At 67.3% G+C, this 14,713-nt stretch carries 15 protein-coding genes; 4 read left to right on the forward strand and 11 right to left on the reverse strand.

Annotation, left to right across the window (positions count from 1 at the left end):
* Positions 1–227: 227 nt before the first annotated feature.
* Entirely contained in the window at positions 228–1,130 is a 903-nt protein-coding gene (locus tag L593_RS11855; RefSeq protein WP_020447209.1) for a PhzF family phenazine biosynthesis protein, read from the forward strand.
* 33 nt (positions 1,131–1,163) lie between these two features.
* Here the strand turns inward: L593_RS11855 and L593_RS11860 are convergent, their stop codons facing one another.
* Together L593_RS11860 and L593_RS11865 are read right to left on the reverse strand one after the other, a co-directional pair.
* The gene (locus tag L593_RS11860) at positions 1,164–1,973 is read right to left on the reverse strand and encodes a hypothetical protein (protein ID WP_020447210.1); all 810 of its coding nucleotides are present in this window, start codon (positions 1,971–1,973) and stop codon (positions 1,164–1,166) included.
* A gap of 117 nt (positions 1,974–2,090) precedes the next feature.
* Positions 2,091–2,381, reverse strand: coding sequence for an acylphosphatase (locus tag L593_RS11865; protein ID WP_020447211.1), 291 nt, complete (start codon positions 2,379–2,381; stop codon positions 2,091–2,093).
* Between the two features lie 170 nt (positions 2,382–2,551).
* Between L593_RS11865 and L593_RS11870 the strand changes: the two genes are divergently transcribed.
* Entirely contained in the window at positions 2,552–2,989 is a 438-nt protein-coding gene (locus L593_RS11870; RefSeq protein ID WP_020447212.1) for a hypothetical protein, read from the forward strand.
* A 91-nt stretch (positions 2,990–3,080) separates the two neighbouring features.
* Here the strand turns inward: L593_RS11870 and L593_RS11875 are convergent, their stop codons facing one another.
* Positions 3,081–4,040: a DNA-3-methyladenine glycosylase gene (locus L593_RS11875; protein WP_020447213.1), complete on the reverse strand. Its 960-nt coding sequence runs from the start codon at positions 4,038–4,040 to the stop codon at positions 3,081–3,083.
* A 127-nt stretch (positions 4,041–4,167) separates the two neighbouring features.
* On the opposite strand from L593_RS11875, the gene L593_RS11880 reads away from it, so the two are divergent.
* Positions 4,168–5,454, forward strand: coding sequence for an amidohydrolase (locus L593_RS11880; RefSeq protein ID WP_020447214.1), 1,287 nt, complete (start codon positions 4,168–4,170; stop codon positions 5,452–5,454).
* Positions 5,455–5,461: 7 nt separating this feature from the next.
* Positions 5,462–5,968: a dual specificity protein phosphatase family protein gene (locus tag L593_RS11885; protein ID WP_020447215.1), complete on the forward strand. Its 507-nt coding sequence runs from the start codon at positions 5,462–5,464 to the stop codon at positions 5,966–5,968.
* A gap of 53 nt (positions 5,969–6,021) precedes the next feature.
* On the opposite strand, the gene L593_RS11890 is transcribed toward L593_RS11885, so the two are convergent.
* From L593_RS11890 to L593_RS11925, 8 genes are all read right to left on the reverse strand, one after another.
* Positions 6,022–6,540: a hypothetical protein gene (locus tag L593_RS11890; RefSeq protein WP_049894111.1), complete on the reverse strand. Its 519-nt coding sequence runs from the start codon at positions 6,538–6,540 to the stop codon at positions 6,022–6,024.
* A gap of 110 nt (positions 6,541–6,650) precedes the next feature.
* Entirely contained in the window at positions 6,651–7,250 is a 600-nt protein-coding gene (locus L593_RS11895; RefSeq protein ID WP_020447217.1) for a hypothetical protein, read from the reverse strand.
* A gap of 562 nt (positions 7,251–7,812) precedes the next feature.
* A complete protein-coding gene (gene rpl12p, locus L593_RS11900; RefSeq protein WP_020447218.1) occupies positions 7,813–8,160 on the reverse strand; it encodes a 50S ribosomal protein P1 in 348 nt (115 codons plus the stop codon).
* 6 nt (positions 8,161–8,166) lie between these two features.
* On the reverse strand, positions 8,167–9,228 hold the full coding sequence (locus L593_RS11905; protein ID WP_020447219.1) for a 50S ribosomal protein L10: 1,062 nt from the start codon (positions 9,226–9,228) through the stop codon (positions 8,167–8,169).
* Positions 9,229–9,867, reverse strand: coding sequence for a 50S ribosomal protein L1 (locus L593_RS11910; RefSeq protein ID WP_020447220.1), 639 nt, complete (start codon positions 9,865–9,867; stop codon positions 9,229–9,231). It abuts the gene before it with no gap.
* 177 nt (positions 9,868–10,044) lie between these two features.
* Entirely contained in the window at positions 10,045–10,332 is a 288-nt protein-coding gene (locus L593_RS11915; protein WP_020447221.1) for a hypothetical protein, read from the reverse strand.
* A gap of 125 nt (positions 10,333–10,457) precedes the next feature.
* Positions 10,458–13,259, reverse strand: a complete 2,802-nt coding sequence (locus L593_RS11920) for a PAS domain S-box protein (RefSeq protein ID WP_049894114.1) — start codon at positions 13,257–13,259, stop codon at positions 10,458–10,460.
* A gap of 147 nt (positions 13,260–13,406) precedes the next feature.
* Positions 13,407–14,414: an LLM class flavin-dependent oxidoreductase gene (locus tag L593_RS11925; protein WP_020447223.1), complete on the reverse strand. Its 1,008-nt coding sequence runs from the start codon at positions 14,412–14,414 to the stop codon at positions 13,407–13,409.
* Between the last annotated feature and the right edge of the window lie 299 nt (positions 14,415–14,713).

Genomic DNA, 14,713 nt, shown 5'->3' on the forward strand with positions numbered 1-14,713 from the left:
CGCGCTCGCCCTCCACTCGTGCGACGTTCGGCCCCCTCCGCCCGTTGACGTTCGGGCCCTCCCGCCCGCTTCCTACTTCGGTATACCTTCCGATCCTGCGCGCTTCCTGGGCTCCCCTGCACGCGTCTGTGGGCCGGTCCCCTCTTGCACCGTCGAACACCCCGTCGACCCCGTCCCACTTGCAGCGTCCCCGCAACGTCTTGTGTCCGGCCCTCCTCGCCCGGCGTATGCAGACCGTGCGTACCCTGCTCGTCGACGCGTTCACGGACGAACCGCTCTCGGGGAACGCCGCCGGCGTGGTGCCCGACGCCGCGGGTCTCTCCGAACCCCAGCGGCAGGCGATCGCCCGCGAACTGTCCGTCAGCGAGACTGCGTTCCTGGCGAACGGCGACGGCGCGGACTACCGGATTCAGTACTTCACGCCGACGCAGCCAGTGGACCTCTGTGGCCACGCGACCATCGGCACGTTCGCGGGCCTCGCCGCCACCGACGCGATCGGTGCTGGAACGGTCGAGGTGGAGACGCCCGTCGGCGTCCTCGAGGTGACTGTCGAGGACGACGGCTCCGTCTGGATGACGCAGGACGACCCGACGATCCGGCGGGTCGACCTCGACCGCGAACGGCTCGCGGCGGCGCTCGGTCTCCGGCCCTCCGCGGTCACGGACCTCGAATCCGAACTGCCGCTCGCGGTCTCCTCGACCGGGCTTCCCTGGCTGCTCGTCCCGGTCGCCTTCCTCTCACAGCTCGGTGATGCCGATCCGGACCTCGACGCCGTCGCCGAGATCGCCGACGAGGTCGACGCCGTCGGCATCTATCCGTTCACCTTCGACACGCTGGAGCGCGAGGCGCACGTCCACGCCCGGGCCTTCGCGCCGGGTGCTGGCGTCCCGGAAGACCCCGTGACGGGAACGGCCAGTGGCGCAACCGGCGCGTTCCTCCGCCACGTCGGCGCGTTCGACGGCGACCTCCCCGAGGAACTCCTGATCGAACAGGGTCACTACGTCGAGCGGCCCGGCACGGTGCGGGTTCGCGCCGGCGAGAAAATCCGCGTCGGCGGGAACGGGGCGCTGGCGCTCGACGGCGAGTTGCGCGTCCCCGAGATGGAGTCCGACGACATCCTGGAAGCCTGATCGGGCTGCGACTGGTGGCGTGAGCGAGTCGTCTCAGGAGTTCCGGTAGTACTCGCCGTCATCGGTATCGCCCTCCCACTCGAAGCCGTCGTCGGGTTCGTCGTCGGCTTCGGACTCGTCGTCGCTCGTCGGTTCCTCCACACCGTCCGACGGTCCGTCCTCGCCAGCCTCGGAACCGGCCTCCGTCTCCGCAGGATCGTCGGATCCGGCAGCTGCTGATCCGGTTCCTGCAGCCTGCGCGTCGTCGCCCGTATCGTCAGCGGTATGGCTCTCGACCGCCTCCTCGCTCGTCGCATCAGTCCCGATCGCATCCGGTCCGGACTCGTCCACGGTGCTGTCGACGGACGCAGCGCCACCAGCCGCGGCAGCACTGGCGGGTTCTGCGCCGCCAGCGGCGCTCCCGTCGTCGCTCCCGAACTCGTCGCTGCCCAGTTCGTCGCCACGGACCTGCTGTTCGAGCCGCGTCGTCTTGCGGTTCACCTGCTGGACGTCCGCCTCGACGTCGGCGATTCGATCGTCGACCTTGCTCGCGGCGGTACTCGCGATCCGCTCCTCGTCGACGAGTTCGTCGATCTGGTTCTCGATCGCCTTTCGCATGGTGTGGTGGCGCACCGCCGAGCGACCCAGCTGCCAGACGATGAGCCCGAGGACGAATCCGCCGGCGATCATCGGGATACTCGCGGGCTGGCCGGCGTCGGAGGGATCGCCAAAGGCGATTTCGCTCAGAAAGGCGCCCGCTCCGAGCCAGACGCCAGCGGCGACGATTCCGATGCCGAGAAGGAAGGGAAGCAGGGCCAGCGCGCGGTCGTAGAGGCTCCACCGGAGTGCCGACTTGAGTTGCATGCACACGGGTAGGGGTCGGGATTGGCTTAAACCCAATCCCCGATCGGGCCCCGGTCGGAATCCGGATTCGTCGTCTCCGGGGCCGAACCTGATCGGCAGGCTCGTGCACCTGTCCGGTCAGCGCCGTACGTCGAATCCCGAGAGTCCCTCGGGCGGTTCGCGCTCGACCTCCACAGCTTCGACCGACGCCGCTGGGCTGCCCTCGTGGCAGAACTCGACCATCTCCGTCACCTGCTCGTCGGTCCCCTCGAAGACCGCCTCGACCCGGCCGTCCTCGAGGTTGCGAACCCAGCCGTCGACGCCCACCGCTTCGGCTCGATCCCGCGTCGTCGCCCGGAAGAAGACGCCCTGGACGCGGCCGGTCACGAACACGTGTGCGCGACGACGATCCTCGGTCTGCTCACTCATGCCTGCCCGTTCGGGGGCTCGGCAAAAAACGGTGTCCACGGAAGGTGTCCGCCTACTCCGCGAGCCTGAGGACGGCGTAGTGGAATGCTCCGTCGCCGACCGGCCGGGTCTCGGTCTTCCCGACCTCGAACGGGACCGGCGCGTCGAAGATGGGACCGTCGTAGACGAAGGTGTGGAAGCTGCCGTGCTGGCCGCACGGTTCGACGCCCTCGGAGAGCGCCGCGAGCCTCGCTGGCTGCTCGTCGCTGCCAATCGTCGGTGGGGACGGCGGCAGCGGTGGACTCTCCTACGGCGACACCGTCGAGGACGAGATCGTCGCCGACGGTCCGCGCGATCCGATCTACAACGATCTCGCGACGCCCCACGAGTTCAGCGGCTCCTCGGGCGATCGCATCCGGGCAACGCAGGACTCCCAGGCGTTCGACTGCTGGCTGCTCGTGGTCGACGGCAACGACAACCTCGTCGTGGAGAACGACGACCGCAGCATGTCGACGCTCAACAGCGGCTTCGAGACCACGCTGCCCGCTGACGGTACCTACACGCTCTGGCCCGGTTCGTTGTCCGGTCAGGCGACCGGTGGGTACACGCTATCCCTCGAGAAGCTGTAGTTCCACGTGGCGTCGCCGTCGGATCGAGGAGCGGAGCAAGCTCAACGGACGCCGCTGGCGGTGGCGTCGCAGACTCGTTTCCTTCGGGGCGCTAGACGTCTTCGGGGCCGACGCGGAGCCAGTGAAATACGTAGGTCTGAACGTACCCAGCGTACTCGCCGCCGAAACGCTCTCGGATCGCCCGAGAGGTCTCCGCGTAGTTTCCGCGGTCGCACTCCGGGTAGTACTCCGCGATCGCGGTCTGGATCCACGTGTCGAGCGGGACGGCCTCCAGGTAGCCGAGCGAGAACAGGAGGATGCAGTCCGCGACCTTGTCGCCGACGCCGACGAACCCGGTCAGTAGCTCTCGGGCGTCCTCGTAGGACTCGCCGAGGGCGTCCGTCGGTTCGAGTTCCCCGCTGGCGACGAGTTCGGCGGTTTCCTGGACGTAGGGGGCTCGATACCCGAGACCGAGGTCCCGTAGCTCCGCCTCTGTCGCGTCGGCCAGCGCGGCTGGTTCCGGAAACGCGTGGTAGGTGCGACCGTCGAACGCGACGGACTCGCCGTACGCCTGGGCCAGTGCGGTGACCATCCCGTGGATCCGCGCGACCCGCATCTGCGTCGAGCAGATGAACGCGATCAACGTCTCGAAGGGCGGATCCCGGACGAGGCGCATCCCGGGCGCGTACTCGATGGCGGAAGCGAGCAGCGGATCGTCCGGTGCACTCTCGAGGATCGCGGGGAGGTCGTCGTCGAGGCGGAGCAGCCGTCGGAGGTCCGCCTCCAGGTCCGCGCTGCCCTCCCACTCGAGCGTCCCGTCGGTGACGCCACCGCGCTGTCGCACCCGGAGCACGTCGCCGTCGACGACCCGAACGTACCACGGAGAGTCCGATCGCGCGTCGGTGCTTGCGTCCTCGGACGCCGTCGCCGGTTCGCGCCAGCGTGGCGGACCGTCGCCCTCGTAGCAGCGGCCGTCCTCTCGGATCCATCCGTAGGACTGCCCACTCTCGAGCGTCGCGTAGAGGTCCAGACCGCCGGGGAGCGTCGCCAGGTCGATCGACCCGCGTTCCATCTGGTGGCTGCTCCGCGCCCACGGCGTATGGGGATTTCGTCTCCACGGGACGGGACTGCTCGGCGCTCGTTCGTCGCAGTCCGCCTGCTCGCGAGCCGTTAAGTGGATTCGTCACGGACGCCCAGCCATGGCGACAGCGACGGAAATCGATCGACTGGTGGACCTCCGGCGAGACCTCCACCGCCACCCGGAGCCGGCGTGGCGCGAATTCTACACGACTGCGCGGATCGTGGAAGCGTGCCGCGAGATCGGCGTGGACGACCTCCACGTCGGCCCCGACGCGCTCGCGAGCGATGCGCGGATGGCGGTGCCCGACGACGAAACGCTCTCGGAGTGGTCCGACCGAGCGCTAGAGGCGGGCGCCGACGAGGCGATCGTCTCCCAGCTCGAGGGCGGCCACACCGGTCTGATCGCGGAACTCCACCGCGGCGAGGGCCCGACGGTCGCGCTCCGCGTCGACATCGACGGCCTCCCGCGGGCCGAGTCCGACGACCCCGAACACGTCCCCGCCGCCGAGGGCTTCCGCTCGGAGAACGAGGGCGCGATGCACGCTTGCGGTCACGACGGCCACGCAGCCATCGGCGTCGGCGTGCTCCGGGCGATCGCCGAGAGCGACGACTTCGCGGGCACGCTCAAGGTAATTTTCCAGCCCGCCGAGGAGCAGGTTGGCGGCGCCAAGGCCGTCGCCGAGTCCGGGCACCTCGACGACGTGGACGCCCTGCTCGCGATCCACCTCGGGCTCGACCACCCCACCGGCGAGATCGTCGCGGGCGTCGAGGGCTTCCTCGCCGTCGCGCAGGTCGAGGCGGAGTTCGAGGGCGAACCAGCCCACGCGGGCGGCCGCCCTGAGCAGGGGCGGAACGCCAATCAGGCGATGGCCGCGGCGATCCAGAACCTCTACGCGATTCCCCGGCACTCGGACGGCCCCACGCGGGTCAACGCCGGGATCGCGGAGGGTGGCACCGCATCGAACGTCATCCCAGAGTACGCGCGTCTCGTCGTCGAGGTCCGCGGCGAGACGACGCCGTTGATGGAGTACGTGGACGACCGCGCGCGCTCGGTGCTCGAGGGCGCCGCGACGATGCACGAGTGCGACCTCACGATCTCCGAGGACGGCCGTGCGCCCTCCGCCACGAGCGACGACGAACTCCGCGACGTCGTCGGCGCGGTCGCGAAGGGCCACGCGGACGTCGAGCGCGTCCTCGATCGCGACGACCTCGCCGGCAGCGAGGACGCGACCTACCTCATGCAGGCCGTGCAGGACAACGGCGGCCTCGCTGCCTACGTCGGTGTCGGCACCGACCACCCAGGCGGGCACCACACCGCGACGTTCGACGTCGACGAGGACTCGATCGGCATCGGCGTGGACGTGCTGAGCGAGTCGATCGAGCGGATCGCTGCGGATTTGCCCTAATCGCACGATGGCGTCCCAGGACGACCCCCGAATCGAGTTCCGGATCGACGGTCGCGAACTGGAGGGCCCACACGTGCGTCCCTTCGGCTGTCACCCCGAGGCGTCGATCGTCAGGCAGATCGGCGATCGACCGCTCTACCTCGGCAACTGTCACGCCGCGGATCCGGCGTACTGCGACCGGGCGTTCGACGCGGTCCTGACCGTCGCCAAGGATCCGGCACCGGCGACCACCCATCACAGGCCGATGCCCGACAGCAGGGAGGCCACCTGGGAGCAGTTCCGATCGGCCGCGGACGCGGCCTGCGAGTGCTACCGCGAGGAGGGGGATCTCCTCGTCCACTGCAAGGCCGGCATCTCCCGCAGCACTGCCGTCGTCGCCGCGACCGTCGCGGTGGAGGAACGTCGTCACCTCTCTGAAGCGTACGACGTCGTGCGAGCCCACCGTCCGTACGCCGTCTCCCACCCGCAGATTAGGAAGCTGGCCGCCTACTACGTCGCTGCGTACGGTAACTGACGGTAGTCCGACCGTCCGTGATCGTCGAATCGATCTATCAACGCTCCAACCACCTAGTCGTCTGTTATCCGGAGAAGTGCAGCCGGTGATCCGCGTGGGGTCGCGATGGCGGCCAAATAGGTCGCTGGTTCTGGATCGAACCGGTCGTTGATGAGCTCGATGACTTCCTCGAACCCCCATTCGTGGGTCTGTCCTGGACCGAGATCGGCGAAGCCGTCGCCGACCCACGTTTGCTCCAGCGCGCGCCACTCGCCGGATTGCTCTAGCCAGATCGACCAACTTGCTGGATTGAACCGCATCGACGTCTCCGACTCGTTCGTGAGGTGCAAGCGGACCTCGCTCGGGTTCGGGCTTTGCTCGACGGACGGTTCGAGGACGAGTTCCCGGTCGTCGGCATCTGCCGTGTGCGAACACCACAGTTCGCGACCCTCGGCGTCGATGCCCTCAGGGGGACAGGTATAGCTCGAAAACGGCTCGTCACTCACCGAATCGGACTGGCCACCGAGGTCCAGACAGCCCGCCGTTCCTGCTATCAGGCCAGCCATCCCGGCGAGGTAGGTTCGGCGCTCCACGGCCGGTTCTTCCGCCGTTTGCGTGGTAAAAACTGGGATGACTCAAACGATCACTGGCGTCTTCGGTCGACGGGCTGGCGCATTTTCCCATCGGCGAGGCTGCCCGGCCGCTACTCGTAGTGCTTGAACAGCAACGCCCGGACGTCGTCCTGCGTGCCCGCGCTCTCCGTCGAGCCATCGGGGAGTTCGACCTCGTAGCCGGTGTCGCCCGACGCCTCCTCCCACTTGTCGTCGTGGGTGTCCATCAGCGCCATCATCGCCGAGAGCATCCCGTCGTCGTCGCCGCCAGCAGCCGCGGCCATCGGCGGGGAGCTGGTCGTGCCGCCGGAGTCCTCCTCGTCCGCGTCGGCGTCGTCTTCAGCATCGTCGTCGGCCTCGGCTCCGTCCTCCGCTGTTTCCTCCGCGTCCTCGCTCTCGTCCGCATCCGCTTCCTCCTCCGGTTCGTCGTCGGCTTCCGCATCGTCTTCGGCGTCGTCCTCGCTGCTCTCTTCCACGGGGTCCGCCGCCGGCGCGTTTTCCGCAGAGACCTCCGGACCGGCGGAGGGGGCGGTCACCGTCGCGTTGATCTCGCCTTCGTGGTTGTCGATGAGGTACTGGACCGCGTCGACCATCCGGACGTGGGCGTACTTCCCCACGACGTCCTGCTGGATGTCCTCCCGGAGGGCCTCTAGGTACTCGTGCTGGTCCTCCGTGATCTCGATCTCGGGCATGGCCGGATCCGACGGCCCCGGGGCTAATAAGCGTGCGTCTGACGCCAGGGAACTTCGTCTCAAGTGACCGAAGCACTGCCCGGACAGCGAACCGCTTGGAAGCCCCCGAGCGCTGGCTGCAGCTACCTCGTTGCGCTCCTCGCTCACTCCGTTCGCTGCGGTGCTTACTTCGGTACCAGCCGCCAGCGCTCGGCCCCTTCCATTCCCACCCGGCGAGTAATGTCGGGTGCGCGAAATGCGTTGGATTTCCCACCAGCTACGGAGACGGGATTGACCGCCAGTCACAGCTTGCTCGTCGATCCACCGGGGCGACGACCTGTTCACATTTCACAGGGTGGGACTGGAAGGGGCCGACCGCTCGATCCGGCCCCGGCGAAGTAAGGACCGCAGGCGAAGGAGCGTAGCGACTGAGCCGAGGACCGAAGCGAGCCGCGGCCGGTCGAGCGGGAGGGGGCTTCCTACTGCTTTGCTGTAGCGGTCGAGCAGTTCTTCACGGCCAGCGCTGCAGCTATCGAATCCAAATAAAACGAGGATGTAGTCGGAACTGCGTTCGAAACGGAGTTCAGCCGAAGAGGTCGCCGAGGCCCTCGCCGCTGGCCTCCTCTTCCTCGTCGTCGTCCGTCGTGTCGGGGAGGTCCTCGTCGGCCTCCTCCACCTCTTCGTCCTCCTCGTCCTCGGCCTCGTCGGCCGAGCCCTCGGCGGCGCCACCTGCGGCGGCTCCGCCGGCGGGGACTGCGGCCGCCTCCGCGACGGCCTCGTCGATGTCGACGTCCTCGAGGGCGGCCACGAGGGCCTTGACGCGGGACTCCTCGACGTCCACGCCCGCTGCCTCCAGCACGTCCGTCAGGTTACTCTCGTTGATCTCTTCGCCGGTCTCGTTGAGGATGAGTGCTGCGTATACGTACTCCATTTGTAATCACCCGAACATGTCGCCGAGGCCTTCCGCTGCTGCGTCGCCGTCGTCGTCACCGTCGTCTTCGTCGTCGGCCTCCGCGTCCGCTTGGTCGTCTGCCTGTTCGTCGTCTGCCTCGTCGTCGCCCGCCTCGTCAGCCTCGGCGGCCTCCTCGGCTGCCGGCTGTGCGGGGGCTTCGACGTCCTGGAGGTCCTCCGGGAGCGCCTCGGGGTCGTCGACCTGTGCGACGAGCGCGCGGACCTGCGCGTCCGCCTTGCTCACGAGGTCGTCGGCCAGCGAGGGGCTCTCGATGGAGGCCTGGAGACCGAGGCTCTTGGCCTCACCCTGCGCCTTCGCGATGAGGGTCCCTGCGGTCGTCGCCGTCGGATACGTCGCGTTGACCGAGAGGTTGCGAGCGCGCGCCGCGGCGGTCGCGACGTCGTCGCGGTACTCGTCCACGTCGATCTCGAGTTCCTCGGGCTCGAACAGGACGCCGTCTGCGACGACGCCGCGGAGATCGAGACCGACCTCCTTGGGTTCGAGGCCGAGTTCGCCGAGGACGTTCGCGAGGTCGTCGGAGACCTCGTCGCCGGCCTCTGCGACGGTGCTGTCCTCGGTGACGTGGATCGAGCCCTCCATGATCCGCGCGGCCGCGCCGACGGTCTGGAGGTCACCGACGAACGGACCGGGGTCGATCCCCGTGTCCTGCTCCTCGATCACGATGTCGTTGGGAGCCACCTCGCCGGCGCCGATGGGCGCAGGCGTCTTGGACTCCTCCAGCTGCTGGTAGAGTCCGAAGGGGTTCTCGTTGGTCGTGATGAGCCCGACCTGACCGGTCACGAACTCCGTGAGCTGGTCGAGTCCGCGATCGGACTCCTCCAGCGCGCGACGGAGCAGCGTGTTCCGGCTGACGCGGAGCGCGGCGGTGCCGTGGAGGCCACGGCGCATGTCCTGGAGCTGCTTGCTCGGAATGCCGGTGATGTCGACCACGCCGACGCTGTCGTACTGGTCGAGCATGTCGACGATCGCGTCGACCTCCTCGCGCTTCCACTCCGGGATCGTCTCGGTGCGGTGTTCGGCGCTCATCTACACTACCTCCTCGGCGGGACCCATCGTCGTCTTCACGAAGACCGTGTCGACGTTCTGGGGGCCCTTCTCCAGGTCCGCGTAGAGACGCCGGAGGATCACGTCGATGTTGTCGGCGATCTCCTCGGCGGACATCTCTTCGGCGCCGACCAGCGCGTGGAACGTGCGCCGGTCGCCGCTGCGGAGCTGGACGGTGTTCTTCATCCGTTCGACGACTTCGACGACGTCGTCGTCTGGAGAGAGCGGGGTCGGCATCTTGCCGCGTGGCCCCAGGATCGTCCCGAGGTAGCGCCCGACGTCCTGCATGAGCGCCTCCTCTGCGACGAAGAAGTCGGTGTCGCCAGCGAGGTCCTTCGCCGCATCGTCGTCGTCGCCGAGGTCTGCGAGGTCGTCGCCGGAGAGGACGTCGTCGGCTACCTCTTCGGCTCGGACGCCGGTTTCACCTTCAGCAATGACGACGATCTTCGTCTCCTGGCCGGTGCCGGCAGGAAGGACGATGCTCTCGTCGACACGATTCGACGGGTCGTTCAAGTCTAGGTCGCGCAGATTGATCGCGAGGTCGACGGACTCGGTAAAGTTCCGGTCCGGCGACTCCTCGAGTGCGCGAGAAACTGCCAGTTCGATCTCCTGATCTGCCATTGTTCACCTCCGTAGTGCGCCTTAGGCTCCTACGGATCAGTGAAACAGGCGAAGCCTGTCTCGTCGGAAACGATGGTTATGGGCTATAAAAAGTCGTCGAAGCCGTCCCCCGTTCCTCGGGCCGCCCCACGTCGGGGACTCGACGGCGAAAGCGCTTGGCTCTCTGAAGTAGCCGCCTCAGTGCTCGTGACCAGCCATCTCCTCGAAGGTCATGCCGAACCGATCCTCGAAGAGTTCGTCGAGGTCCTCGTTGGCCTGCTGGATCTGCTCGGAGGGCGCCTGCTCGGAGTGGAAGACGTTGGCGTGGAGCTGCTGGGCCAGGCCGAGCATCACGAGGTCACCGGCCATCACGGTCGGCGAATCGTCGTCCTGTGCCAGTGCGTCGATCGCACCCTGGGGGACCTCGACGGTCTCGTCCTCGTGCTCGGAATCCGACTCGATGGTGAGCGTGTACGTATCGGCCATGAGCGATCCTGCCCGTCCAGTCCCTTCAACCCTCCCTTTCGGAGTCGCGTACAGAGGTCATATCTCGCGTTCAGCCGTCGTCTCGTTCGCAGAAAGGCGTCGTAGCTCGCGTTCAACCGCGTCGTTCAGCCCTCGTCGTTCGGCCGTCGGAACGAGAGCGTCACTCGGGCGCCGTCGGCCGCTTCGTCGAAGGTTACCGTGCCGCCGCTGGCGGCGGTCGCGTGGGCGACGAGCCAGAGGCCGAGCCCGCTTCCATGCTGGAGCGGCGTAATTTCTCCGTCCTCGAGGACGTTCCGCTCTGCCTCGGGAATGCCGGGGCCGTCGTCGGCGACGGTCAGCTCCGCACCGTCGTCGTCACAGGTGAGCGTCAGCCGGATGGTCGGAGCCGTTCCCCCGTGCTGGAGTGCGTTTCCGAGGAGTTCTTCGATAGCGCGTTCGATCGCTCCCGATCCGAGGATCGGGCACTCCGGGGGCAGGTCGGCCTCGATCGTCGCGTCGGTGTTGAGATGCCTGAATTGCTCGACGACAGAGCGGGTGATCGCCGCCGCGTCGAGCTCTCCGAGTCTGTCGGTCTCGGCGTCGATGACTCGGCTGATTCGCTTGGCCTTCTGACTCATGGTGAGGAGGTCCTGCGCGGTCTCGTCGAGGGTCGCGAGTAGTTCGGCTTCCTGCTCGTCGTCGATTTCTCCCGAGTCGTCCTGCCGGGCTGCTTCGAGCTGGTCGATTCCCGCGAGGAGGACGTTGACCTCGTTGCGAACGTTGTGTCTGAGGAGCCGTTGGAGCACCTCGAGGTGACGCTCCCGCTCCTTCTGCTCGGTGATGTCCGTGTAGATGCCGAAGCCGTGCATTCGACCATCGGGCGCCTCGTACGGGACGCCCCGGAAGAGGAACTCGCGGAGTCCGTACTGCGTCTCCCGCTCGACCTCCGCCTGGTTGACCTTCCCCGCTGCCGACCGCTCGTCGAGCTCGCGGGCCTGATCGAGGTTCTCCTCGGGGACGATCACGTCGTTGAGCGTTTCCCCTGCGATTTCAGATTCTTCGTAGCCGAACGTCTCCTCGAACGCCGTGTTGACCGATCCGACCGTCGCCTCGTCATCGAGGTAGCCCTCGACGACGGGGTCGGGGATGTTCTCGAAGAGGTACTCGAAGCGATCCTGCTGCGAGTCGAGCCGTTCCCGGACGGCCAGCAGGTCGCTGATGTCTCGAACCGAGCCGACGACGCCGCGGTACTCCTCGCCCGGGAGGAGACTGATGTCCAGCTCGACGGGGACCTCCTCGCCGTCGCTGGTCGAGAGATCGAGTCGCTGGGTCTTCGTCGCCCCCGGCGGTTCGCCGATCAGCTCCTGAATCAGGTTGACGCCCTCGGCCTCCGCTTCTTTGTCGATGAGCGTCCCGACGTTCTCGCCGATCAACTCGTCGCGGTCGTACCCCAGCCTGTCGGCCAGGACGGGGGTGCAGTGGAGCAGGTAGCCGTCCTCGTCGTGGACGTACACCATGTCGTTGACCGTGTCGAAGACTGTCTCGAGCCGTTCGAGTTCGTGGGTTCGCTCGACTCGATCGAGCGCTCTTGCGGTATTCGTCGCGAGCAAGCGTGCGACTTGCACGTCGGACTCGTCGAACGGTTCGTCCCCAGGCGTAGCGACGAGGATCGTCCCGTGGGACTCGATGGGAACGTGGAGTCTACTCGTGAACGGCAAATCGGCACCGCCGTCTATCCCGCCCGACGATCCAGCACTATCTCTACGAACGACGACGCCGGACTGGAACGCTTCCATCGCACCGTCACCCGGGGAAGGGGATGGGATATCGCCGTCCGTCAAGGCGTCCGTCTCCGCCGTCCAGGCGACGGGCTGGAGCCGCTCCGTCTCCTCGTCGTGCATGAAGCACGTGACGAACCGGTAGCCGAGGATCGACCGCGCCGCATCGACTGCGTAATCAGCGACCTCGTCGGGACTGCGTGCGTCGAGCATCTCGCGCATCACGCCGTGGATTGTCTCGATGCGCTCGACGCGTTCGATACGGTCGAGTGCGCTGCGGGCGTTCGCTGCGAGGAGTTCGCCCGCCCTACGGTCGCCCTCGCCGAAGGCGTCCTCGTCCGTCGACCCAAACCCGAGGACGCCGTGGCTCCCGAGCGGAAAGAGTACTGCACCGCCGAGCGACTCGATGGTTTGCTCCGCGAGCGCCTCGGCATCGAGTTCGACCGTCCGCTCGTTCTCCAGCGTGGCCCGAAGGAGACTCTCTTCGAGTGGCTTTGTCTCCACGCCCTCGAGGAGTTCGTCCGCTCGGGCGGACTTCGCGGCCAGTCTGGTGGTTTCGCCGTCTTCGTCCTGCAGAAAGACTCCGACGATGCCGTATCCGAGCGCTCGCTCTGCCGTCTCGACCGCGGTCTCGGCGACGGCGTCGGCCGAACTGGCAGCCATGAAGTCCTGAGCGCCTTCGAGGAGCGCCCCGATCCTGTGGTCGTGGATTCCGTCGTACTGACCGGGGGTGTCGCGGCCGGTCGCCGACCGTCTCTGTCCCGTTGGAAGCGACCCGTTTGACCGCTCCGGGGACTCGACGAGGCCGGTCAGCCGTCGTGAAATCCGGTCACCGTCGCGATCGCCGTTCAGTAGTACTCTGTCGTCCGCGCCAGCCGCGAGTGCGGCGCCGGCAGCACCCGCAGCCTCCGCATCGACCGCGTACAGTATCGGCAGGTTCGGCACGGTATCGCTGAGGATCTCGATCGCGTCCAGGTCCCAGTCGCAGACGCTAACGAGCGCGCAGTCCACCTCCTCGACGCGCTCCGTGACTGCTCCCCGCAGGTCGGATCCGCCGTTTGCAGGGTCGACCAGCAGTTGCTCGTCGACGCCCTCGACCGTGTAGCCGCCGTCGGCAAGCGTCGCGGTCGCAGTCTCCGAAATCGACCCCACGAGGAGTATCGCTGGCATCCGCTCTATCGCGAGGATGGGCCCGCAATTGAAGACCATTGTGGCCAGCTACACAGTGGACGCCGTAGGCTGTGTTCAGCCGACGGTCGACCTCACACGACGCTCCCTGGAGAGCGGCACGGACCGGGACTGGAACCCCGTCGTCGCTTAGAAGGAGGGCATCACGTCGTCGGCGACGAACTCCGCGAAGGCCTCCTGGTCGGGAGAGTGGCTCTGGTAGACGATGTGCTCGAACCCACAGTCGACGTAGGTCTCGGTGACGTCGATGACGTCCTGGGGGTCGTCGGTGACCACGTAGGCGTCGGTGAGTTCCTCCTCGCTGACTTCCTCCTCGCCGGCCTCCTGGATGACGCGGGGGTCGGCCACGTCGTCGGTGTAGAACCGCTCGACGAGGGTGCCCCGCCAGGGGAGCGCTGGCTTCAGAGCGGCCTCGTAGTCCTCGTCCAGCGAGACGTGGATGTGGATCGTCTTCTCGACGTCGTCGAAGTGCTCGTTGCGCTCGGACTTCTCCACGCCGTTGCGGACCTGCGCGAAAATCGTGTCGTGGATGAATTCTGGGTCCTCGTAGACGGTGATCAGGCCGTCGCCGAGGTCGCCAGCCATCCGTGCCGCGGTCGGGCCGCTCGCGGCGATGTGGATCGGCGGCGCCTCGTCGGGACCGGTGTAGAGTTTCGCCTCGTCGGTCTGGTAGAAGTTGCCGTCGAAGGTGACGAACTCCTCCTCGAACATGCGGCGGATCAGTCGGATCGCCTCCGCCGTGCGCTTGGCTCGCTCGCCGTAGTCGGGCAGCGGATTACCGAGCGGTGACTCGTTGAGTGCCTCGCCGGTGCCGACGCCGAGGAAGACGCGGCCCGGATACAGTTCTTCGAGCGTCGCGAGACGGTGGGCGACGTTCGCGGGGTGGTAGCGCCGGAGCAGCGCGCTGACGCCGGTCCCGATCTCCATGTCCTCGGTGCGGTCGAGCGCGATCGGCATCCAGGACCAGCAGTTCCCGCAGTTGGCCTCCTCGCCGTCCGCGCCCGTGTGGAACCACGGGTGGAAGTGGTCGTTGACCGTGATCGAGTCGAAGTCGTTCGCGTACGCGATGTCGACCTGATCGAGGCACTCCTGCGGGGAGAACTCCTCGAGCGAGGCGAACCAGCCGAACTTCGTCATACCGTCGCTTTCCGGTCGCTGCGGATAACTCTTGAGACACCGGTCCGACCGGCCGCTGTCCGTGACTCCGGCAAGGATGCCCACAGGAGTCGATCCTGCCAGCCGCAGGGACGGAGTGCACGTCGACGACCTCGCGACGTGAGCTTTCACACCCCACCGGGGCGTCGTGGGCCTCGACGATCCACCATGGCTTGACTCCATTTGTCAAGCCACCGTGGGTGGGACTGGAAGGGGCCGACCGCTCGACGAAGGCCGGCGTAGTAAGCACCACAGCCGAGGGAGCGAAGCGACTGAGGCGA

The sequence above is a fragment of the Salinarchaeum sp. Harcht-Bsk1 genome (assembly GCF_000403645.1).
GTDB lineage: Archaea > Halobacteriota > Halobacteria > Halobacteriales > Salinarchaeaceae > Salinarchaeum.